This window comes from Flavobacterium sp. (assembly GCF_017744675.1).
Taxonomy (GTDB): Bacteria; Bacteroidota; Bacteroidia; order Flavobacteriales; family Flavobacteriaceae; genus Flavobacterium.
The window spans coordinates 1,480,906-1,503,686 of sequence record NZ_JAGIAV010000004.1 but is presented as its reverse complement, the minus strand read 5'-3'; the positions used below and the strand labels follow the sequence as shown (position 1 = coordinate 1,503,686).

Annotated in this window: 20 protein-coding genes; 4 read left to right on the top strand and 16 right to left on the bottom strand. The window is 34.6% G+C overall.

All coding sequences use genetic code 11. The annotated features are described in order from the left end of the window. Positions 1-254: 254 nt before the first annotated feature. Positions 255-1,478: a diaminopimelate decarboxylase gene (lysA, locus tag J7574_RS16735; protein ID WP_290971043.1), complete on the bottom strand. Its 1,224-nt coding sequence runs from the start codon at positions 1,476-1,478 to the stop codon at positions 255-257. A 535-nt stretch (positions 1,479-2,013) separates the two neighbouring features. On the opposite strand from lysA, the gene J7574_RS16730 reads away from it, so the two are divergent. Continuing rightward, on the top strand, positions 2,014-2,268 hold the full coding sequence (locus tag J7574_RS16730; protein WP_290971040.1) for a hypothetical protein: 255 nt from the start codon (positions 2,014-2,016) through the stop codon (positions 2,266-2,268). Positions 2,269-2,295: 27 nt separating this feature from the next. Here the strand turns inward: J7574_RS16730 and J7574_RS16725 are convergent, their stop codons facing one another. Both J7574_RS16725 and gltB read right to left on the bottom strand, forming a co-directional pair. Next, the gene (locus J7574_RS16725; protein ID WP_290971037.1) at positions 2,296-3,750 is read right to left on the bottom strand and encodes a glutamate synthase subunit beta; all 1,455 of its coding nucleotides are present in this window, start codon (positions 3,748-3,750) and stop codon (positions 2,296-2,298) included. A gap of 130 nt (positions 3,751-3,880) precedes the next feature. After that, on the bottom strand, positions 3,881-8,398 hold the full coding sequence (gene gltB / locus J7574_RS16720; protein ID WP_290971034.1) for a glutamate synthase large subunit: 4,518 nt from the start codon (positions 8,396-8,398) through the stop codon (positions 3,881-3,883). 416 nt (positions 8,399-8,814) lie between these two features. On the opposite strand from gltB, the gene sucC reads away from it, so the two are divergent. Further along, positions 8,815-10,008, top strand: a complete 1,194-nt coding sequence (gene sucC / locus J7574_RS16715; RefSeq protein WP_091131042.1) for an ADP-forming succinate--CoA ligase subunit beta — start codon at positions 8,815-8,817, stop codon at positions 10,006-10,008. Positions 10,009-10,274: 266 nt separating this feature from the next. Here sucC and J7574_RS16710 read toward each other — a convergent pair whose 3' ends face one another. The 4 genes from J7574_RS16710 to J7574_RS16695 all read right to left on the bottom strand — a co-directional run bounded on the left by J7574_RS16710 (position 10,275) and on the right by J7574_RS16695 (position 13,713). Beyond that, the gene (locus J7574_RS16710) at positions 10,275-10,742 is read right to left on the bottom strand and encodes a DUF1456 family protein (protein WP_290971030.1); all 468 of its coding nucleotides are present in this window, start codon (positions 10,740-10,742) and stop codon (positions 10,275-10,277) included. Between the two features lie 98 nt (positions 10,743-10,840). Beyond that, positions 10,841-11,875, bottom strand: coding sequence for an aminotransferase class I/II-fold pyridoxal phosphate-dependent enzyme (locus J7574_RS16705; protein WP_290971028.1), 1,035 nt, complete (start codon positions 11,873-11,875; stop codon positions 10,841-10,843). Position 11,876: 1 nt separating this feature from the next. After that, complete coding sequence (locus tag J7574_RS16700) at positions 11,877-12,887, bottom strand: dipeptide epimerase (RefSeq protein ID WP_290971026.1); 1,011 nt, start codon at positions 12,885-12,887, stop codon at positions 11,877-11,879. A gap of 28 nt (positions 12,888-12,915) precedes the next feature. Beyond that, entirely contained in the window at positions 12,916-13,713 is a 798-nt protein-coding gene (locus tag J7574_RS16695; protein ID WP_290971023.1) for an alpha/beta hydrolase-fold protein, read from the bottom strand. A 57-nt stretch (positions 13,714-13,770) separates the two neighbouring features. Between J7574_RS16695 and J7574_RS16690 the strand changes: the two genes are divergently transcribed. Further along, positions 13,771-14,172 carry an excinuclease ABC subunit B gene (locus tag J7574_RS16690; protein WP_290971020.1) on the top strand — a complete coding sequence of 134 codons (402 nt, stop codon included), beginning with the start codon at positions 13,771-13,773 and terminating at the stop codon, positions 14,170-14,172. On the opposite strand, the gene uvrB is transcribed toward J7574_RS16690, so the two are convergent. The 4 genes from uvrB to rlmF all read right to left on the bottom strand — a co-directional run bounded on the left by uvrB (position 14,169) and on the right by rlmF (position 18,832). Then, a complete protein-coding gene (uvrB, locus tag J7574_RS16685) occupies positions 14,169-16,160 on the bottom strand; it encodes an excinuclease ABC subunit UvrB (protein WP_290971018.1) in 1,992 nt (663 codons plus the stop codon). The genes J7574_RS16690 and uvrB overlap by 4 nt on opposite strands. A 156-nt stretch (positions 16,161-16,316) precedes the next feature. After that, the gene (locus J7574_RS16680) at positions 16,317-17,255 is read right to left on the bottom strand and encodes an alpha/beta hydrolase (RefSeq protein WP_290971016.1); all 939 of its coding nucleotides are present in this window, start codon (positions 17,253-17,255) and stop codon (positions 16,317-16,319) included. 85 nt (positions 17,256-17,340) lie between these two features. Then, positions 17,341-17,577 (bottom strand): uroporphyrinogen decarboxylase, encoded by a 237-nt coding sequence (locus J7574_RS16675; RefSeq protein WP_290971013.1) that lies wholly within the window; start codon positions 17,575-17,577, stop codon positions 17,341-17,343. A gap of 307 nt (positions 17,578-17,884) precedes the next feature. Beyond that, complete coding sequence (rlmF, locus tag J7574_RS16670; protein ID WP_290971011.1) at positions 17,885-18,832, bottom strand: 23S rRNA (adenine(1618)-N(6))-methyltransferase RlmF; 948 nt, start codon at positions 18,830-18,832, stop codon at positions 17,885-17,887. Between the two features lie 180 nt (positions 18,833-19,012). Here rlmF and J7574_RS16665 point away from each other — a divergent pair, with 180 nt between their 5' ends. Then, positions 19,013-19,753 (top strand): hypothetical protein, encoded by a 741-nt coding sequence (locus J7574_RS16665; protein ID WP_290971009.1) that lies wholly within the window; start codon positions 19,013-19,015, stop codon positions 19,751-19,753. A 2-nt stretch (positions 19,754-19,755) separates the two neighbouring features. Here the strand turns inward: J7574_RS16665 and J7574_RS16660 are convergent, their stop codons facing one another. The 5 genes from J7574_RS16660 to J7574_RS16640 form a co-directional block, all read right to left on the bottom strand. Next, positions 19,756-20,418 carry a thiamine diphosphokinase gene (locus J7574_RS16660; RefSeq protein ID WP_290971005.1) on the bottom strand — a complete coding sequence of 221 codons (663 nt, stop codon included), beginning with the start codon at positions 20,416-20,418 and terminating at the stop codon, positions 19,756-19,758. Positions 20,419-20,483: 65 nt separating this feature from the next. Beyond that, positions 20,484-20,939 (bottom strand): RidA family protein, encoded by a 456-nt coding sequence (locus tag J7574_RS16655; RefSeq protein ID WP_290971003.1) that lies wholly within the window; start codon positions 20,937-20,939, stop codon positions 20,484-20,486. A gap of 82 nt (positions 20,940-21,021) precedes the next feature. Further along, entirely contained in the window at positions 21,022-21,465 is a 444-nt protein-coding gene (locus J7574_RS16650) for a DinB family protein (RefSeq protein WP_290970999.1), read from the bottom strand. A gap of 1 nt (position 21,466) precedes the next feature. After that, positions 21,467-21,949, bottom strand: a complete 483-nt coding sequence (locus J7574_RS16645; protein WP_290970996.1) for a GyrI-like domain-containing protein — start codon at positions 21,947-21,949, stop codon at positions 21,467-21,469. Positions 21,950-21,951: 2 nt separating this feature from the next. Beyond that, positions 21,952-22,773, bottom strand: coding sequence for a DUF4249 domain-containing protein (locus J7574_RS16640; protein WP_290970993.1), 822 nt, complete (start codon positions 22,771-22,773; stop codon positions 21,952-21,954). Positions 22,774-22,781: the final 8 nt, after the last annotated feature.

The window sequence follows — 22,781 nt, the reverse complement described above, 5'->3', positions numbered from 1 at the left end:
TTGTCATTTCGACGTAAGGACAAATCTTAATAAGTAACTCCGTAATAAAAAGCCAATCTTTGTAGAGTTTCTAGTGAGGTTGCTTCGTTCCTCGCAATGACAAACTTTGTGGTTACTTTGCGTGGGCTTCGACTTCGCTCAGCCTGACAAAGTGTAGCAAACAATCTAAAAATCTAAAATCAGAAATCTACAATAAAAAAATCCCGCCTCAATTAAGAAACGGGACTAAAGTGATATTCTCTTTTTTTCTATTGTTAAACCGTAGCTGCAATTTGTTCTGGCAACGGAATTTGATTTTTAAGTAAATCTTCGAATGTTTCAGCTTGACGAATTAAGATTCCTTGACCGTTCATCCATAGCACTTCTGCTGGTTTGTATCTTGAGTTGTAGTTCGAAGACATTGAGAAGCAATATGCTCCAGCATTTCTGAACTCTAAAATGTCTCCTTCAGTAATTTCAGCGATTCTACGGTTGTTTGCAAAAGTATCCGTTTCGCAAATGTATCCTACAACAGAGTAAAAACGCTCTTTTCCCTTCGGGTTAGAAATGTTTTCGATATGGTGTGAAGATCCGTAAAACATCGGGCGAATTAAGTGGTTGAAACCACTATCGATTCCTGCAAAAACGGTAGAAGTAGTTTGTTTTACTACGTTTACTTTTACTAAGAAATGACCCGCTTCGCTCACCAAGAATTTTCCTGGTTCGAAAATCAGCGTTAAATCTCTTCCGTATTCTGTACAGAAAGCATTGAATCTTTTAGATAATTTTTTACCTAATTCTTCGATGTCAGTTTCGATATCGTCTTTTTTGTAAGGCACTTTGAATCCGCTTCCGAAATCTAAGAATTGTAAATCTTTGAAATGTTTAGCTGTATCAAACAAGATTTCAGCAGCATACAAGAATACTTCGATATCTAAAATATCAGATCCTGTGTGCATATGAATTCCGATAATGCTCATTTTTGTGTTCTCTACAATTCGCAAAATATGCGGAATTTGATGAACAGAAATACCGAATTTACTATCGATATGTCCAACAGAAATATTAGCATTTCCACCCGCCATTACGTGAGGATTGATACGAATACACACTGGAATATGTGGATGTTTTGTTCCGAATTGCTCCAGAATAGATAAATTGTCGATATTGATTTGTACACCCATTGCAGCAACTTCTTCGATTTCTTCTAAAGAAACTCCGTTTGGTGTAAAGAAAATCTTGTCAGGATCATAGCCAGCATGAAGCCCTAACTGGACTTCCTGAATCGATACAGTATCTAAGCCAGACCCCATGTTCTTTAATAACTGAAGAATTGCAATGTTAGACAATGCCTTCATGGCATAATTAACTCTTAAGTTTTCTACCTTAGAGAAAGCTTTAGTTAATCTGTTGTATTGAGATTGGATTTTTTCAGCATCGTAAACATACAATGGACTTCCAAATTGGTCTGCTAACTGCAGTAAATCTTTTGCTTGCATTTTTCAAATTATTTTGAGCAAAGTTATTACACTTTTGATTAACAGCAAATAAAATACAGAAAAATAACAAATTATAACAAATTGTTTTATTTTAAACAAAAAGTTCTCGTTTTTCTAATTTTGTAACTCTTTTTAAGATGCTAAGGTTCTGAGACGCTAAGTTACTAAGTTTTTTTTCGCCACGAATTGATTTTTTTTTGCCACGACTGGAGCGATAGCGAACAGGCGAAGCAATTCACGAATTTTTGTAATTCATCAAAAATGCTGCTGAATTTTTTTCGCCACGAATTCACGAATTTTCTCTAATTCGAAAACGCTGCTGATTTTTTCGCCACGAGTTCACGAATTTCTCTAATTCAAAAATGCTGCTGAAATTGTTTCGCCACTGATTACACAGATATGGATTATTTTTTTTTCGCCATGACCCGAGCGATAGTGAACAGGCGAAGCAATTCACGAATTGCATTAATTTATTATTGGAAACGTATAAAAATTTTTTCGAAAATATTGTTGAGCATAGCCCACGGTTTCAACCGTGGGAAACGCATTGTTGAATATCGTTGAGGATTTGCATTGTGTCCCCACGGTTGAAACCGTGGGCTATGTTTTAGATAGAATGAGAAAAATAAAAATTAGAAAAATTCGTGAATTTGTGGCAAAAAAAAATATAAAAAAAACAAAACCCCTGAATGAAAATTCAGGGGTTTGCCAAATAGTATGTGTTGATGTTTTTATAGTTTTAATTTTTAGCTCTAAAGATCAAGCATATAAGAAGACCTTAGTCGCTTAGAATCTTAGCATCTTAGAACCTTAAAAATTACAAGCTAGGAAGATCTCCTTTTCCTTTAGTAGGCAAGTTTGTAGATCCCATTAGGAATAAATCTACTTCTCTTGCTGCTTCGCGACCTTCTGAAATAGCCCATACAATTAATGATTGTCCTCTTCTCATATCACCAGCAGTGAAAATGTGAGGAACGTTTGTCTGATAGTTGTGCGCTTTATAGTTGCTTCTCATATCAGTTTCGATGCCTAACTGCTCGCTTAATGTTTTCTCTGGACCTGTAAATCCAAGAGCCAATAAAGCCAAGTCGCAAGGCCAGATTTTTTCAGAACCTTCTTTTTCAATAAGTTCTGGTCTTTGACCTGGAGTCATTTTCCATTGCACTTCAACCGTTTTCAATCCAGTTAATTCGCCTTTTTCGTTAGAGATGAATTCTTTCGTATTGATTAACCAGTTTCTGTCACAACCTTCTTCGTGAGAAGAAGATGTTTTCAACTGCAACGGCCAGAAAGGCCATGGAGTTGTTTCGCTTCTTCCAACAGGAGGTTTTGGTAAAATCTCAAAGTTAGTTACCGATTTCGCTCCATGTCTGTTAGAAGTTCCAATACAGTCAGAACCTGTATCTCCACCACCAATAACGATTACATCTTTGCCAGTAGCTTTAACTTGGTCTGGAATAGATTCTCCGTATAAAACTTTAGTTTGTTGTGTTAAGAAATCCATTGCTTGAACAACGCCTTTGCTTTCGATTCCTTTAGTTGGCAAGCTTCTTCTTTCAGTTGCTCCTCCGCATAAAACGATAGAATCAAATGCGTTTAATTCTTCAACGCTGAAGTTAACGCCAACGTTTACATTTGTTTTGAAAGTGATTCCTTCTGCTTCTAGAATAGCTACACGACGGTCGATAATTCCTTTTTCTAATTTGAAGTTTGGAATTCCGTAACGTAATAAACCTCCAATTGCATTGTCTCTTTCAAAAACAGTAACCGTGTGACCCGCTCTGTTTAATTGCTGAGCAGCTGCAAGACCCGCAGGTCCAGAACCAATAACTGCAACTGTTTTTCCAGTTCTAGATTTTGGTGGCTGTGGTTTAATCCATCCTTCAGCAAAACCTCTTTCTACGATGCTTTTTTCGATGTTTTCGATAGAAACTGGATCTTTGATGATTCCTAATACACATGATTTCTCACATGGAGCAGGGCATAAACGACCTGTAAATTCTGGGAAGTTGTTTGTAGACTGCAAAATCTCTAATGCACTCTGCCATTCTTCCTGATGCACCATGTCGTTGAAGTCAGGAATTAAATTTCCTAACGGACATCCACTGTGGCAAAAAGGAATGCCACAGTCCATACATCTTGATCCTTGTTCTTTTAATTTATCTTTTGGTACCGGAATAGTAAATTCGTTGTAGTTCGAAACGCGTTCTGCAACTGCTAAATTACTTTCGTCGGCTCTATTGTATTCTTTAAATCCGCCTATTTTACCCATGACATTTTTAATTAAATTCCAATTTCTAAAATTCTAAATTCCAATCCTTGCACTTCGTTTAGGAGTATTTCCATTGACATTGATATTGTCATTGTAATTGAAATTGATTTTTTGATTTTTGAAATTGATTTTATCCCGCTATTAATTCTTCTATTTGTTTTTCTTCTGCAATTCTTTGTAATGCTTTTTTGTAATCTGTTGGCATTACTTTTACGAAGTGCTTTTGTTGATTTTCCCAGTCTGCTAAAATTCTTTTTGCTAATGGACTGCTGGTGTACAACGAATGGTTTTTGATCAGTTTTCTTAGTTTAGTAACATCCTCTTCTTCCATTGGATCGAATGCAACCATTTCCATGTTACATACTGTCGAATCGAATTTCTTTTTCGGATCGTAAACATAAGCTACACCACCGCTCATACCAGCCGCGAAGTTTCTTCCTGTTTTTCCTAAAACTACTACCGTACCACCTGTCATGTACTCGCATCCGTGATCTCCAATTCCTTCTACAACAGCTGTTGCTCCAGAGTTTCTCACACAGAAACGTTCTCCTGCGATACCATTAATATAAGCCTCTCCGGTAATAGCTCCGTAAAGGGCAACGTTTCCGATAATGATGTTGTCTTCAGGATTGAAAGTCGCAGTAGGAGGTACTTTTACAATTAGTTTTCCTCCAGAAAGACCTTTTCCTAAGTAATCATTACAGTTTCCGTGAATTTTAAATGACAATCCGTTTGTTGCAAATGCACCAAAACTTTGTCCGGCAGAACCTTCAAAATCAACTAAAATAGTGTCATCTGGTAATCCTTGTGCGCCATAAATTTTTGAGATTTCGTTACTCAAAATCGCACCTACAGAACGGTCTGTATTTTTAATTTTGAAGGTAACTCTCGTTTTCTCTTTTCTATAGATAGATGGAATTGCTTCTTTGATGATGTCAAAATCTAATACATTTTCAAGAGCGTGATCTTGGGTTGTTGTATTATGATTTGGAACTGTTTTCGCTTTTTCCGGTTTGTATAGAATAGTTGATAAGTCTAAACCATTCGCTTTATAGTGTTTAATCGCTTTGTCTACGTTTAATTTTTGAGACTGACCTACCATTTCTTTTAAAGTTCTGAAACCTAACTGAGCCATGATCTCTCTTAACTCTTCAGCAATAAAATACATGAAGTTGATTACGTGTTCTGGAGTTCCTTTGAAATTTTTTCTCAATTCTGGATCCTGAGTTGCAATACCAACTGGACAAGTATTTAAGTGACAAGCTCTCATCATGATACATCCAGAAGCTACAAGCGGAGCAGTAGCAAATCCGAATTCTTCAGCACCTAATAAAGCGGCAATCGCAACGTCACGTCCTGTTTTCAATTGTCCGTCACATTCTAAAACCACACGGCTTCTTAAGTCGTTCAAGATTAAAGTCTGTTGTGCTTCAGCTAAACCAAGCTCCCATGGAATACCTGTGTGCTGTAATGAAGTTAATGGTGCAGCACCTGTTCCTCCATCATAACCAGAGATTAAGATAACATCAGCTTTTGCTTTTGCAACACCGGCAGCGATTGTTCCAACTCCAACTTCAGAAACTAGTTTTACGTTGATACGAGCTTCACGGTTTGCATTTTTCAAATCATAAATCAACTGAGATAAATCCTCAATAGAGTAGATATCGTGGTGAGGCGGAGGCGAAATCAAACCTACATAAGGAGTAGAATTTCTAGTTTCGGCGATCCAAGGCACTACTTTTTCTCCAGGCAACTGTCCACCTTCTCCAGGTTTTGCTCCTTGAGCCATTTTGATTTGGATTTCTCTAGCGTTTGTCAAATAGTTGATCGAAACACCAAAACGTCCAGAAGCTACTTGTTTAATTGCACTGTTTCTAGAATCTCCGTTAAGTTCTTTCTGGAAACGTCTTGGATCTTCTCCACCTTCTCCAGAGTTACTTTTTCCTCCAATTCTGTTCATTGCAATTGCTAAGTTCTCGTGCGCTTCTTGGCTGATAGAACCATAAGACATTGCTCCGGTTTTGAATTTCTTAACGATTTCTGTCCAAGGTTCTACTTCGTCGATAGAAATTGGATCTAAATTGTTGAATTCAAACAAACCTCTAATTGTCATTAAGTTTGAGCTTTGCTCGTTTACCGCATTAGCATATTCTTTATAGCTTTCTGGGCTGTTTAAACGAACTGCTTGCTGTAATTTAGAAATCGTAGTTGGGTTAAACATGTGTTTCTCTCCACCACGTCTCCATCTGTAAATACCTCCAATTTCAAGAGGAAGCAAACTTGCCACTTTTGAATTTGGGAAAGCTTTTTGGAAACGTTTCTTCACTTCTTTTTCTACTTCCATTAAACCAATTCCTTCAATTCTAGAAGGTGTGTAAGGGAAATATTTAGAGGTAAATGTTTTGTTTAATCCTAAAATCTCGAAAATTTGAGCAGCTCTGTACGAATGTAAAGTAGAGATACCAATTTTGTTCATGATTTTTACGATTCCTTTTGCGATTGCTTTGTTATAGTTTACAACTGCGTAATCTGCTTTTACTTTTGTAATGAAACCTTTTTCAACTTGATCGTGAATGATTTCGTTTACCATGTAAGGGTTGATCGCACTTGCGCCATATCCAAACAATAAAGCAAAATGATGAGGTTCGCGTGGTTCAGCAGATTCTATGATGATTCCAAATTTAGAACGAACTTGTAAAATGTTTAATGAGTGGTGAATGTAAGAACAAGCCAATAACATAGGAATTGGAGCCAATTCTTCGCTAACACCTCTATCCGATAAGATAATGATGTTGCATCCTTCATTAACTGCTTTAAAAGTTGCCTGAACACATTTTTCAAGAGCACGCTCTAAACCGTTAACTCCTTTTTCTATTTTATATAAAGTAGAAATGGTAGCCGATTTGAAATCTGCGTGATCGATATTTCTAATTTTATCCAAATCCTCATTAGAAATAACCGGATTCTGGATTTTTAATTTTTTACATTGTTTAGATTCGATTTCGAAAATATTGAAATCTCCTCCAATTGCCAAACTGATATCTGTAATGATTTCTTCACGAATACCATCCAACGGTGGGTTGGTAACCTGAGCAAACAATTGTTTGAAGTAATTGTACAACAATTGAGGCTGGTCTGATAAAACAGCCAAAGGCGTATCGTTACCCATAGAACTGATAGCTTCAGCTCCGTCGCTACCCATTGGATTGATGATTGTTTTTAAATCTTCAATAGTATAACCAAATAAACGCTGTCTTGTTAAGAAATCTAATTTTTCAACAGGAGTAGGGTTGTTGGTGTAAGGAATTTTAGCCAAAGGCAATAAGTTAGCATCAACCCATTCTTTATATGGACGTTTTGTAACTATCGCTTTCTTAACTTCCTCGTCTTCGATGATACGACCTTCATTCATATCAACCAAGAACATTTTTCCTGGCTCTAAACGACCGTGTTGGATTACATCCTCTGGATCGATGTCTAATACACCAATTTCAGATGACATAATTACGAATCCGCTTTTTGTTAAAGTATAACGAGAAGGACGAAGACCATTTCTGTCTAGTAAAGCACCAATTACGTTACCATCTGTAAACGGAATAGAAGCAGGGCCATCCCAAGGCTCCATGATACAAGCATTGTACTCATAGAAAGCTCTTTTCTCCTCAGACATAGTTTGGTGTTTTTCCCAAGCTTCAGGAACAACCATCATCATTGCCTCTGGAAGAGAACGGCCAGTCATTAATAAAAGTTCAATTACCATATCCATAGAAGCAGAATCTGATTTTCCTTCTAAGATAATTGGAAATAGTTTTTTGATATCATCGCCAAAAACTTTGCTCTGCATAAGCTCTTCACGAGCACGCATACGGCTTACGTTTCCGCGAAGGGTATTGATCTCACCATTATGACACATGTATCTAAATGGTTGAGCCAAATCCCAAGATGGGAATGTATTGGTAGAGAAACGTTGGTGTACAAGTGCAAGACGAGTTACCAAGTCTGGATCTTTCAAATCTATATAATAACGGCTGATGTCTTCTGGCATCAATAGACCCTTATATATGATAGTAGTGGTCGATAAGCTAGAGAAGTAAAACATGTGGCTTTCAGAAGTTTTAGATCCTCTTACGGCATGTTCAGCAATTTTTCTAGCTGCAAAAAGTTTTGCATTAAATTCTTGTTCAGTTAAATCTTGACCGTTTTTAGAAACGAAAACCTGTTTAACTGTTGGTTCTTTTTCTGCGGCGATTTCACCTAAATTTTCAACTTCAACTGGCACATCTCTCCAACCTAAAACTTTTAAGTTCTGGTCTTTAATAGTTGCTTCAAACGCATTAATGCAAAAAGAAACCTGGTTTTTGCTTTTTGGTAAAAAAACCATTCCTACTGCATACTCACGCGCTTCTGGGATTTCAAAGTCACAAACTTTCTTAAAAAAATCATGAGGAATGTCGAATAAAATTCCGGCTCCGTCTCCAGTTCTTCCATCAGAACTAACGGCACCACGATGTTCTAATTTAATTAAGATGTCTAATGCTTTGTGAATAATATCATTTGACTTAATACCATTCAAATTACAAATAAATCCTGCACCACAATTGTCGTGTTCAAATTCAGGCAGATAAAGCCCTTGTTCTTTAACTCTCATTCTTGATATTTTTTTTACAAAAATAAAGATTTCGTTAAACATAATGTATTGAAATTATGAATTCGCTTTCATTTTTATAGGAATATTAGAAAAAGGCTTCTTAAATGATAAAATTATCAGATTAAGCATTGCGAATTATCAAAATGACAATTACGATTAAAATATATTAAGAAAAATCGTCTCTTAGGTATTGATATCATTGAAGTTTTTGTTAAATCTCAAACGTTTTAGCGGTTTTGTGTTAACTTTTTGGATACAATTGTTTAATGATTTTTTTTCTTTCGATTTAAATAGCTAAATAATCAATTTAAGGTATAGTTATTAATTTAAAAAAGATTTTACTATTCAGTTGTATTTTGTTACTTTTGTCGCACTTTTATTCTGAAATAAATTCAGAACCAGACAAATTCTATATTATGAACATACACGAATATCAAGGAAAAGAAATTTTAGCGAGTTACGGAGTACGCGTACAACGCGGAATCGTGGCTAATAATGCAGTTGAAGCTGTGGCCGCTGCAAAACAATTAACTGCCGAAACGGGAACAGGATGGCATGTAATTAAAGCACAAATTCACGCAGGTGGTCGTGGAAAAGGTGGTGGAGTTAAGCTGGCAAAAAACTTACAACAAGTTGAAGAGTTAGCAGAACAAATCATCGGAATGCAGTTAATTACGCCTCAGACTCCGCCTGAAGGTAAAAAAGTTAACAAAGTATTAGTAGCTGAAGATGTTTACTATCCTGGAGAAAGCGAAACTTCTGAATTTTATGTTTCTGTTTTATTGAATAGAGGTACAGGACGCAACATGATTATGTATTCTACTGAAGGTGGTATGGATATCGAAGAAGTTGCTGAGCACACTCCACACTTAATCTTTACAGAAGAAATCGATCCTTCTGTTGGATTGCAAGGTTTCCAAGCTAGAAGAATTGCTTTTAACTTAGGACTTTCTGGAAATGCTTTCAAAGAAATGGTGAAATTCATCGATGCACTTTACAATGCTTACATTGGTTCTGATGCTTCTATGTTTGAAATCAACCCTGTATTAAAAACTTCTGATAACAAAATCTTAGCTGTTGATGCTAAAGTAAATATCGACGATAACGCTTTATACAGACAACCTAAATATGCTGAAATGAGAGATATCCGTGAGGAGAATCCTATCGAAGTTGAAGCTAAAGAAGTTGGTCTTAACTATGTTGACCTTGATGGTACTGTAGGATGTATGGTAAACGGAGCTGGTCTTGCAATGGCAACTATGGACTTAATTAAATATGCTGGTTTTGAGCCTGCTAACTTCCTTGACGTAGGAGGAACTGCTGATGCTAAGCGTGTTGAAACAGCTTTCAGAATTATCTTGAAAGATCCAAACGTAAAAGCAATCTTAATTAACATCTTCGGAGGAATCGTTCGTTGTGACCGTGTTGCTCAAGGTGTTGTTGATGCTTACAAAAACATGGGAGACGCTATCAATGTGCCAATTATTGTTCGTTTGCAAGGAACAAATGCTGAGATTGCAAAAGAATTAATTGACAACTCTGGAATGCCAATCTTATCTGCAGTTCAATTCCAAGAAGCTGCTGACCAAGTTAAAGCTGCTCTTTCTTAATTAAAATAAGAAATCAAATTATATAAAAAAAACCATTCCGTAAGGAATGGTTTTTTATTTTTATGTTCAAACGTATATCGTAGATGCACTGCAGTGCATCTCTACAATAAACTCTGTGTAAAAAATATAGCCACGAATTCACGAATTATTATTCTTAAAGATTAAATAATTCGTGAATTCGTGGCTAAAAAAAAATTCGAACTTTGCGTTTATAATAAGTTTTGTGAGTAAAAAATTCTTACGTGCTTTGCGGTTAAACCGCCCAGTTAAGATTTTTTATTCTTCCCGTTTTTGTAAACCACTTTTTCTACAACAACTGGTTTTCCATTTCCTTTTGGGAATGATTTCTTTTTAGGTTTTCCGGCTGATGAACCTGATTTTGATGGATTTTGGTCTCCTCTGTATTTTTCAGAATCTTTTGGAGTTGCTTTAAATTCAGCTCTTTCTTTTGTGTTTTCTCTCTTTGGAATTTCAGCTTTATGCTTTGCTAAAACATCATTTGGATTTTTAGGGTTTTCTTTTGTTCCTCTCAAATGAATCACCAATCCGTTTAGGAAGTTTCTCAAAACCTGATCGCCGCATTCCATATAATTTGGATGGTCTTCGGCTCTAAAAAAAGCACCTAGTTCTGACTTTGAAATTCTAAAATCTACTAATTCTAAAATCTCAACTATTTGGTCATCACGGAGCATTAAAGCCACGCGAAGTTTTTTAAGTATATCGTTATTTGTCATATTTTTTGTTTCCCGTTTTTTTGTTTCAAGTTTTTCCAATCTTTACTTGAAGTTAAAACCCATTACTTATTTTTTACAAAGGTAGTTTTTTAAAATGATTAAAATTGAGAATTAAAATCATTTAAAACGCCGACCAATTTATCCAAATCTTCTTTGGTATGATTTGCTGTAATCACAATGCGATTCAACGGTTCGGCTTCTTTAGTATATTTAAAACTAGCAATAACTATATTTTCGTTTTTTAAGGTGTTAACCAATTCTTTTGGCAATAAATAAATTAAAGGATAATATTTGCTGAACTTAACGTTTTCATTTTTAATTAAAATCGAATCGATATAGTTTAGATTATCCAAAAGTTTTTGATGCTGCCTTTTGTAAATTTCTGAAGCATCAGAAAGTGTTTGCACAAAAGCTGGATTCATTCCTGCTGCGCTTGTAAAAGTTTCTAATTCTTTTAATTCTTTTACAAATTCAGAATCTGATGCAATTACTCCACCAGTTAATCCGAAAGCTTTTCCTAGAGATGAAACCAAGATTTTTCTTTTGATTGGAAAATCAATTGAGGAATAAATTCCAGAACCATTTTGGCCAATAATTCCTAACGAATGCGATTCATCAACAACTAAAGTAATTTCCTTTTGATTTGAAATCTGTTTTAAAAAAGACAAATCAGCAGGTTTGGTTTGGAAAGAAGGAACGCCATCAGTCAAAATCGTTATTTTTTCTGGTTTTGAATCCAGCAAACGATCATTCAATTTTTCATTTATAAAAAAAGGAAAGCTATTTTCAATTTGAATAGCCGAGTGAATTTCATTCAAATGAAAAAAACAATCGGTTTGCTTTTTCAGTTTTTCTAAAACTAATTTTCCAGCGAGCATACCAGAAGAAACCGTCACAGTATCTTCTGAGCCAATATGTTGAGCTAAAAACTTTTCCCCAGCAGTGTAAGCGCTTAATTTAATGTTTGCAGTTCTCGAACTTCCGTAAGTGGTTCCCCATTTCAAAATGTTCTGAACGACCAAATCTTGAAATTTTTGGTTTGTCGGAAGACCCAAATAAGCAGTTCCTCCAAAATACAAATACTGTTTTTGGTCGATTTCAATGATTCTATCTGGAAATTTTTCGACTATCATTTTACAGCAATGTAACTCCGGTTCCGTTAAGATTGGAGTAATTGATAATACCGTCTTCAATTGTTACACCTGTTGCAATATCTTCGGCCAAAAGCAATGCGCCATCCATATCAACATAATCCAATTGTGGTAATAAATGAGCTATTGCCGAAATTCCAACAGTAGATTCGGTCATGCAGCCTACCATTGTTCTTAAGCCTAATTTTTTAGCTTCTTCAATCATACGTTTTCCTGGAGTGAGTCCACCGCATTTTACCAGTTTTACATTCACACCATGAAAATGATTGAAACATTTTGCTACATCTTCTTCAATAATACAGCTTTCGTCAGCAATTACTGGAAGTACAGAATGTTTGAAAACTTCTTTATGTCCTTCCCAATTATCAGCTTTCATTGGCTGTTCTAGAAATTCAACGCCAAGTTTCTTTAATTCAACTGCATTATTTATAGTTTCGTCAACCGTCCATCCGCAGTTGGCGTCAATTCTAAAAATGGCATTGGTATGTTTTCTCAACTCTTTTACAATGGCAATATCTTCCTTTGTGCCCAATTTAATTTTGTAAATCGGCCAAGGCAGTTCTTGCATTTTAAAAACCATTTTCTCAATCGTATCAATTCCAATTGTGTAATCGGTTAGCGGATTATGATCGGTTTTGTAATTCCATAATTCGTATAATTTCTTGCCTTTTTTACGAGCATACAAATCGTTATAAGCCAAATCTAAAGCGCACAAAGCAAACATATCGTCTTTCAAATACGGATGAATTTTAGACCAAAATGCTTCTGGAGTTTCGTCTTCTGTAATTTCAATAATCGATCTAATTTTTTCCAAATCGGCAATCATCATCGGAACTGTAATATGGTAATACGGATTTGAAGTTGCTTCTCCAAAACCAGAAAAACCATCGCTTTGCAATTCTACAATCAGTGAAGGCTGTACATCAATAGATTCTCTCGAAATCGTGAAAGTGTGCTTTAGTTTGAGATTGTATTCTCTTAAAATAAGTTTCATTTTACAGGAGTATTTTTTTATTTTTTAATTAATAGCCTAACCAAATCAACGCTTCGACAAAGTTGTCACGCCACAATTTCTCATTGTGTTCTCCGCCTTTTACAATTTTTGTCTTATCCAAATGGAGACAATAGCAGCGTTTGGTATCTAATAAACGTTTCATTTTGGTTAAATCGTTTACCATATCATCACTTTCTTTATCGCCACACAGAAAATAGATTTTAGTCTTGATTTTGGACTGTTTTTCGGTGAAAGTATAAATGTCATTAGAAAACCAAAAAGATGGAGAAAAAACGCCTGCCTTAGCAAAAACATCAGGATATTTTAAAGCACCATAATACGAAACCAAACCGCCAAGTGAACTTCCGAAAAGAATGGTGTTTTTAGCTTTTGTTTTCGTTCTATAATTTTTGTCAATGTACGGTTTTAGAGTTTTTACAATAAATTCTAAGTAGTTATCCGCATTTCCTCCACCATATTTTTCATTTTTGAAAGGAGTCAATTCCTCAATTCGTTTTTCATTTCCATGTTCGATTCCTACTACAATTACAGGAGCTTTTAAGCTGTCTAATTTTTCGTCTACATTCCATTCGCCAGAATAAGAAGTTTTGGCATCAAACAAATTCTGAGCATCATGCATATAAATAACGTTGTATTTTTTCTTTATGTCTTTGGAATAATTTTCGGGAAGATAAATCCAGATTTTCTTTGTGGTATTGAGTTGCGGAGCTTCAATTGTAAAAGTAGAAACGTTTTTTGAAGCTGTGCTTTGAGCCTTTGCAATAAAAGTAAATAGAAGTAAAACTGCCAAGAAAATCTTCTTCATTATTCGTGTTTTGTATTTTTATTTAAAAGCAATATTTTAGCTAAAAATAATAAATTGATGAATACAGAAGCAGAAAAAAGAAGTTTACTTTTAGAAATGATTATGTTCGCCACTGTAGATGGACATTTGCACAAACGTGAACTTGATTTTTTAAGACTTGTAGCTTTGGAATTGAGTATTAGGGAAGAAGAATTTCAGGATTTATTTCATCAAGAAACCGAAACAATTCCAATAAAATCAGAATTGCAAAGGATAAATCAATTTTACAGATTGGCATTACTAATGCATTGCGATGGTGTTTTGCACGAAAGAGAACACAATGCTATTCAGCAGATTGCTTTAGAAATGGGATTAAATCTGTCGGCAGTAAAACGTGTTTTAGCAATGATGAAAAAAGCACCCAATACGGTAATTAATCCGATTGTATTACTAGAGATTTTTCAGGAACAGCATAATTAAGGAAGCTGTTCCTGCAGTTTTTTAATTTCGTCGCGAAGTTTAGCCGCTTGAAGGAAATCTAATTCTTTCGCTGCTTTTTCCATTGTTTTGCGCTTTTCGCGAATCATTTTCTCCAATTCCGTTTTAGACAGATAAGCCGTTTCTGGCTCAGCAGCTACTGGAATTGGGTGTCCCAATTCGTATTCTACCAAAGGATTTTTGGTAAACGCGCTTTCGATTTTCTTGTTTAAAGCCTGAGGAGTTATGTTGTTTTCTACGTTGAAATTAATCTGTTTTGTTCTTCTGTAATTGGTTTCGTCAATTGTTCGTTGCATACTCGCCGTGATTTTATCAGCATACATAATCGCTTTACCATTTAAGTTTCTCGCCGCACGACCAATAGTCTGTGTTAAAGATCTGTGATTACGCAAGAAACCTTCTTTATCAGCATCCAAAATAGCAACAAGCGAAACTTCTGGTAAATCGAGACCTTCACGAAGCAAATTTACTCCAATCAAAACATCGAAAAGTCCTTTTCGCAAATCCTGCATGATTTCGATACGTTCTAAAGTATCGACTTCAGAATGGATGTAACGGCATCGAATGTTTACTTTCGTTAAGTATTTAGCCAATTCTTCGGCCATTCTTTTGGTTAGAGTCGTAACCAAAACTCTTTCGTCCAGTTCGCAACGAATCTGAATTTCTTCGATCAAATCATCAATCTGATTTAAACTTGGGCGAACTTCAATTTCAGGATCTAATAATCCAGTTGGACGAATGATCTGCTCAACATAAATACCGTCCGATTTCTGCAATTCGTAATCGGCAGGAGTTGCAGAGACATAAATTACTTGATTTTGCAACGCCTCAAATTCTTCAAATTTTAAAGGTCGGTTATCCATTGCTGCAGGCAAACGGAAACCATATTCTACCAAGTTTTCTTTTCGGCTTCGGTCACCTCCGTACATGGCATGAACCTGAGAAACAGTTACGTGACTTTCGTCAACAACCATTAAATAATCACTCGGGAAATAATCTAACAAACAGAAAGGTCTTGTTCCAGCTTCACGTCCGTCAAGGTATCTGGAGTAATTCTCGATTCCAGAACAATACCCTAATTCGCGAATCATCTCTAAATCGAAATTGGTTCTCTCTTCCAAACGTTTTGCTTCCAGATGTTTTCCGATTTCTTTGAAATAATCAACCTGTTTTACCAAATCTTGCTGAATCTGCCAGATTGCACCTTGTAAAACTTCAGGAGAAGTCACAAACATATTAGCAGGATAAATAGTTAAACGTTGAAATTTTTCTATTACCTGAGAAGTTTTGGCATCAAACGCTTCAATCTCTTCAATCTCATCTCCAAAAAAGTGAATTCTGTACGCATCGTCAGCATAACTTGGATAAACTTCTACAGTATCTCCTTTAATTCTGAAAGTTCCAGGATTAAAATCGGCTTCTGTTCTTGCGTATAAACTCTGAACTAAACTATGCAATAATTTGGTTCTCGAAATAACTTGGTCTCTTTTAATTTCGATTACGTTTTTCTGAAATTCGACAGGATTTCCGATACCGTATAAACAAGAAACTGATGCCACAACCAAAACGTCACGTCTTCCTGAAAGTAGGGAAGAAGTGGTGCTTAAACGCATTTTTTCTAGTTCTTCATTTATAGATAAATCTTTTTCAATAAATACTCCAGTCACAGGCATAAAAGCTTCCGGCTGATAATAGTCGTAGTACGAAACGAAGTACTCAACAGCATTATTAGGAAAGAATTGCTTGAACTCTGAATACAATTGTGCGGCCAACGTTTTATTGTGAGCCAAAACCAAAGTAGGCCTTTGCACTTCCTGAATAACATTGGCAACGGTAAAGGTTTTTCCCGAGCCTGTAACTCCCAATAAAGTTTGGTATTTATCTCCGTCGACCACACCTTGAGCCAATTTTTGTATGGCTTGCGGCTGATCTCCTTTTGGACTATATTCTGAGGAAACTTGAAATTTCATTTGCGTATACTGAAAATTTGGTTTTGTAAAGATACGAAGTTTGTGTAACTAAGCCGTTTAAAGTCTGTTCCGAATTGTACTAATTTGCACTAATTTTTAGTTTCCTAGTCAAATACAAATTCGTAGAAATTCGCGTAATTCGTGGCGTAAAAAAACTTAATCTAAAAAATTAATAATGGCGTCATTTACAATTTTAGGCTGATCGATAGTTAGAAAATGACCTGCATCTTTTACGATTTTGGTTTTACTGTTGGGTAAATGTTTTTGCGCTGTTTCCAGACTTTCTTCTGAATTGATTACATCTTTATCTCCAATTAAAACTAAAACAGGATTTTGGATGGATTCTAATTCTTTGTTTGAAAACGGAAGCATTTTTAACATGCTGGAATTGGATTTTGCATATTTATTGGCTAAATAAAACTGTCTTTTATAAATACGGCTTATGTTTTCTGGGTGAGTTGAAAAAGTTGATAATGTTTTGGTAAATTTCTTTTCGCTTGGAAAAAGTTTCAACATCAAAGCCGAAGTTGTTTTTCTGACTTTATCTATAAATTTGAAAGTTTGTGCAGGACTGAGTAAAACAATTTTATCAATAGAATTTGGTTTTTGAATCGCTAGCAATGTAGCAATCCATCCACCTCGTGAAGCACCAATTATGTCAAATTTCTTTAATTTATAATGATCGAAAATTTCATTGTAAAAAACAACGATTTCTTCTGATGAAAGTGGTTTTGCAGTTAGATTGGATTTGTTGGGTTCCATGATAAAATCGATCGCGTAAATACGGTGATTTTGGCTTAATGGTTTAATATTAGGATACCACATGGTAGAACTCGCGTCCATTCCGTGGAGTAAAACTAGAGCTTTTCCGTTTTTTGGACCTGCAATTACAACGTGTGCGGTTCCAAAACTTGTTTTTACATCTTCTTCAGTATAGGGAATATTCCAAAGTTTTAAAGCTTTATCGTAAGCTGTTTGGTATTTTACTTCTTCGCTTCGGGTTTTAAAAACATAGTCTTCATATTTTACTTTTTTTGAAGCACAGCTCGTGACTAAAAACACTACGATAGCTAATCGGGAATATAGTTTTAACATAGTAATAAAATTCAATTTTCAGCTTAAAGTTACTAGTAGAGTGGGCGAAATGTGTATCAGAATTCTATTTTAAAATATCATAATTTTAAGATTTGTCACTTTTGGAAGTCAGATAATAAATCTGTACGAAAGCTAAAATCGCATTCGGAATAATTACTGGCCAAAGCCATTGGTTGAAATCTTTATAATCATTAAGGAAAATGCCGTAAATGACAAAGCAGATACAGCCAAACATATTAATGAATCGAATTGCTCTAAGGTTTTTCAATAAAAAACCACCCACAATAAAAACCGATGCGAGATAACCAATATATTCTGCCATAATCTTGATTTAAAAAGGTTTACAATAAATGTACTTAAAGTAAATTATAAAATCAAGGTTTTGGTTTGGAAATCAGATATTTGGAAAGTTTAGTTTGCCAAAAAATATTTCACTCCGCTGGAGCTTTGAAGAATACAACTGATATTTTTCTATAAATATTTCGTCCCGCTGGGACTATTCAAAAATAATTGTTTATTAATTCCTACTAATGCTCCAGAGGAGCCAAATATTTATAGCAAAATCAAAGTGTGTTGATAAAAAGCTCCAGCGGAGCGACACATTATAAATTACAGAAATCAAAATTGTTCTAAATCGGAAAATTTCGTTGAGTATCGCTTAAAAAACTCCAAGCCACAATACGGCTACTTTTTTGTCCTTGCGCCATATCGATTGTTTTAATAGCTACAGCATTTACTTTCTTTAAAGTTTTATAAATCGATGGAAGATTTTCTTTTTTAGAAACTAAAGTCGTAAACCATAAACATTGTGAGGCATATTTGGCGCTTTCGTAAATCATTTGAGTTATAAATGTAATTTCTCCGCCGTTGCACCACAATTCGGCATTTTGTCCTCCGAAATTTAAAACTGGATTTGCATTTCTTTTTTCCTTCGGATTAAGATTGGAAACTTTTCTCGAAGCACTTTTGTTGGCTTCTTCTGCAGAGGCATGAAAAGGCGGATTACATATTGTAAAGGTAAAACGATCTTCGGGCGTAATGATATTTTTGAAAATAAATCGAGATTCGGTTTGCTGCTGCAAACTAATGGCATCTATTAATTTCGAATTGTTTCCGATAATTTTACTGCAATTTTCAATGGCTTTTTTATCAATATCGGTTGCAACAAAACTCCAATTGTAAATAGCGTTTCCTAATATCGGATAGATTAAATTTGAACCTGTTCCGATATCTAAACCTAAAACAGATGAAGTATTTGGAATCTCATTGTTATTGCTTTCCGCTAATAAATCGGCAATGTAATGAATATAATCTGCTCGTCCAGGAATTGGCGGGCAAAGATAATTTTTCGGAATATCCCAATTTTGAATGCCATAATAGGTTTGCAGTAAAGCTCTATTTAAAGCTTTTACGGCATTTGGATTACTAAAATCGATAGTTTCGATTCCGTGTTTATTTACTGAAATAAAAGCTTTTAATTCTGGACAATTTGAAATTAGTTTTTCAAAATCGTATCTCGAGCGATGAAGATTTCTTGGGTGTAAAATATTTTTTTCAGAATTGTCGTTTGCTTTCATTTTCATTGATTTCGATTGCAAAGATAGGGATTCCAATTTTGGAATAAGAATTCCATAGGAATGATCTATTTTGTAGCAACGGATTAGATTAATGATACTCGAATAAGTCCTGTAGAAATGATGCATAATTTTATCTCGATTTAATTCTATATTTATAAAATTAAATCGAGATAAAGTAATATGTTAGAATACGAATTTTTCAAGAGTGAAATCGGTACAACCTATCTTAATATTAAAGGTAAATGGGAAGGTTTGAATGAGTTAAGTTCTTGTAGTATCGATTATATAGAAGAAATTTTAGATAATTTGACTAAAATATTAAAAGACGGGATTAGAGAATATGATTTTGGTTTCGAAATATATTCTGTAGAATGTACAAAAGAAGTTTCTAAAGTTATTGACACTTTTGACGGATGGAAAGAAATTGGAGAAATTGCAACTTCTGATATTTATAAGTTAATGTTAGATATAAGAGAATTGGTTAAGAATAATTCTGTTATTTCTAAAAAAGTAGAAACAAGCACCTTTAATTCCGACAAAGTTATAGGAAGTTTTTTTGATGGTGAAGAGCTTTATCCTGTAAAAGACGGCTATTTTAACTGGCTTCCTTCTGACAATTCTGTTTGGCGTAATTCATTTATTCAGATTTATGATAAAAGTATTTACATCATTCAAGAAAACGTAAAAGTCTTATCTACCTTTAGATTTTATGAAAAAGAAGAACTTGAAATAACAGCTAAAAAATACAATCTTAAAATAAAAGAAGAGAACAATGTTTTTTACGCTTTTTGTGAGCCTCACAGCATGGAGCAATTTCAAATATCCGAAAATGATGAATTTGCAGTAATTTATTCTTTGCAAGGAAGTAGAGCCCCTGAGAGTATTTTTATTTATAAAATTATAAACAAACAAACGATATAAAACTAATCAAAACATTCCATTAAAAGAAGATCTCCTTCGCGATGCGTAATGGTTACAATACCATCTTTTTCGACTGAATTACTGCTTCCGGTTCTGTAACCCATTGTGAGTGTGTCGTCGTTTAATTCGTATTTTAAATTGGCAGAAGAAATTCCGTTAACAACTCCAATTGGAATCAATGAAATTGGTGTGTTTGCGGTATACCATTTTTCAAATTTTGTTGGCAGAAGAAATATTTTAGAATGATCGTCTAGAATCACAATTTTCAGTAAATCTCGATAGCGAACAATTTGTGTCAAGTTTGTAATGGTATGATCGGCACGTTTTCCTGTTGCCCAAACGACATTTACAGCTGGAATTTTTCTTTCGATAAGATAATCAAACGCTTTTTCCAAATCGGTTTTATCTTGATCTGGCGTGTGGACGATTTCGATTGGAAATTGAGAAGTTTTGTAAATTTCAGGATCGAAACCACGATCAAAATCGCCCAATAAAACGTCGACTTTTATACCTAATTCAATCACTCTTTCGATAGCCGAATCTAAAACGACAACCAGTGGAGACCATTCTAATAATTGTCCTAATAATTCAGGATCGCAGGCCGCACCATTGGCAATTATTAAAGCAGGTTCTTGATCGTCGCGGACTATGTGATGTGATGACATGTAAGTTTTTTTGAATGAAGTACAAATGTACAAAAGATCTAGTCTTTGGCAGAAAATGTCTTTATTTAATTGGCTTTAAAAGCAACTGCGTCAACTTCTATGAGCATTCCGTCAAGAGCTAATTTTGGAACAGGTATTAATGTACTGGCAGGAAAAGGTTTTCCGTTCCAGACTTTACTGATTTCTTCTTCCCAAATTTTTAATTTTTCTGAGGAGTGATCAACGATCAGGATTGTAATTTTCATTACATTTTCTGGTTTTAGCTCATAGCTGTTTAAAATCACTTTGAGATTTTCTAGTGCAGTTTTTACTTGTGTTCTAAAATCTGGGCTTAAAAGATGCTGTTTTCCTAAACCTCCGCTTTGACCTGAAATATAAATAAGTTCGCCAGGTGTTTTTACTGCAGAGGCATGGCTGAAGCCATAAGGTGCAGGATTGAATAAAGATTCTGGATTTTTAAAGGATTGTGCTTGTGCTTGAAACGCGTAAATAAACAATAAAAAGGCAAGTAAATGTTTCATGTTTTTAAAATTAGAATTAACAGTACAAAGGTTTGTCAATTCTAATTTTAAAACATTTACATATGTTGAGAAGTTGTTTTTTTTAATCTAAAAGTCTTCTATGATAATTGATTTGTCCTAAATGATAGGCTAAATGCGTAGAAAGATGAATTAGGAAGAATCCAGTTGTCATTTCTTTTTCAAAAACAATCTGCGGATAAATCTGTTCTAAATCTTTTTCGGTTAACGAATCTAAACTTTTGTTGATGACTTCAATTGTGTTTTCAATTTTTGAAATCAGTTCAGATTTTGGAATATCTTTTAATGAAAACTCCAAAGGACGATCTCGCACATAACCTGTTTTGCCTATTTCTGCACCAATATAAGTGTTTAGATTTCCAACTAAATGCAGGCATAAGTTCCCTGCTGAATTGGAAATGTTTTTGTCTATTATCCAAATCGTGCTTTCGTTTTGATACGATTCGATTTCGTCCTTCAGTTTGTTTAAATCTCTATTAAAAAGAGATTTTAGTGATTCTATTACCATTTTAATTTCTGCTTTTTATCGGAATCCATATTTCTTCTTCAGAAGTAGGATCGTCTTTTTTATATTTTTCATCCATTACAGCAAAATGCGGTCTGTCATCTACTGTGTATTCAGAATTTGGAAGCCATTCTGTAAAAATATAATGATACGTTTTATGCCCTTCTGAGGCTGGGCCTAAATGAAGAAAAACGGCATATAGACCATCAGGGACTACTAAGGTTTTCATTCCTTCTGGAAGATTTTCATAATCTGAAACTTCTACGGCTGCCCATTTATAGAAATTGTCACTAGGATCAAAATTGTCAAAGTGGTTTTCTTCATAAACTTCTAAAGAATACAAATTAGCACTTATTGCATTTTTTATCTCTTTTCTATTGGGCATAAAACCACTCCATAGCTGGAAAGTTTTATTCTCGATAAATGACATTTCTATAGAATGTCCAATGAGTTTTTTTTCGGTTAAGGTTTTAATTTTTGGTTGCATGATTATTGAATTTTGTACTTTTCTGTACTGGTTTCGCTTAAGGAGAAATATCCCAGCGGATAATTGTCTTTATTGGTTACATTGATCATATTTCCTTTTACAGTCGCAGGTGGAGACTGAAATGGACCTCCAACATTGCTTCCGGCAATGCTAACTAAAATATTCATGTAATTGTAGTATTGCTGTGAAATTCCGTAGTGCGTTACTTCAATTTGATTTCCGGTTTTTAAATCTTCATCGTCTGAAAAGCTCGAAAATTCATTACCATTAAAAAATTTATCCTCATCTACATAAAAAGTTGATTTGACTTTATTTGAATAGGAATATTTGTATAAGTAAAAATTAGCTGCATCGGCTGGGTCATTATAAAAAGCTTTTACTTCAATATCTTTTCCAGAAAATCCGCCTTGGTTATTTTGTTCTATTCGCGTAATTGATGCTACCGATTTTAAAGTTTCTGTTCCTATGTATCGGTTTCCTCTACTAATTATGGTTAACGTATATTCTTCATCGATAATGGGTTTGAAAGTGTTACATACATATTGACCTGTTTTTTTAACTTCGATAAAATTAAATCGTTCTTTTTTACTGTTTTCTATATAGATAATTGCATTTGAAACAGTTGGAATTACGTCTTCAAAATAACCGGTTGTTGTAGTCAGTTTTATAGTTTGTTCGTTTCCTTTTGTTCCTTTCTCCCAATTAATAGCAGCTTCAATTACCAGTTTTGCAGGCGCTGTATCTAAATCAACATTAACAACTTCCTCACAGCTTGTAAGGAAAAGAGAAAGAAAAAATGCGATTAAAAAAACTAATTTTCTCATAAGCATAT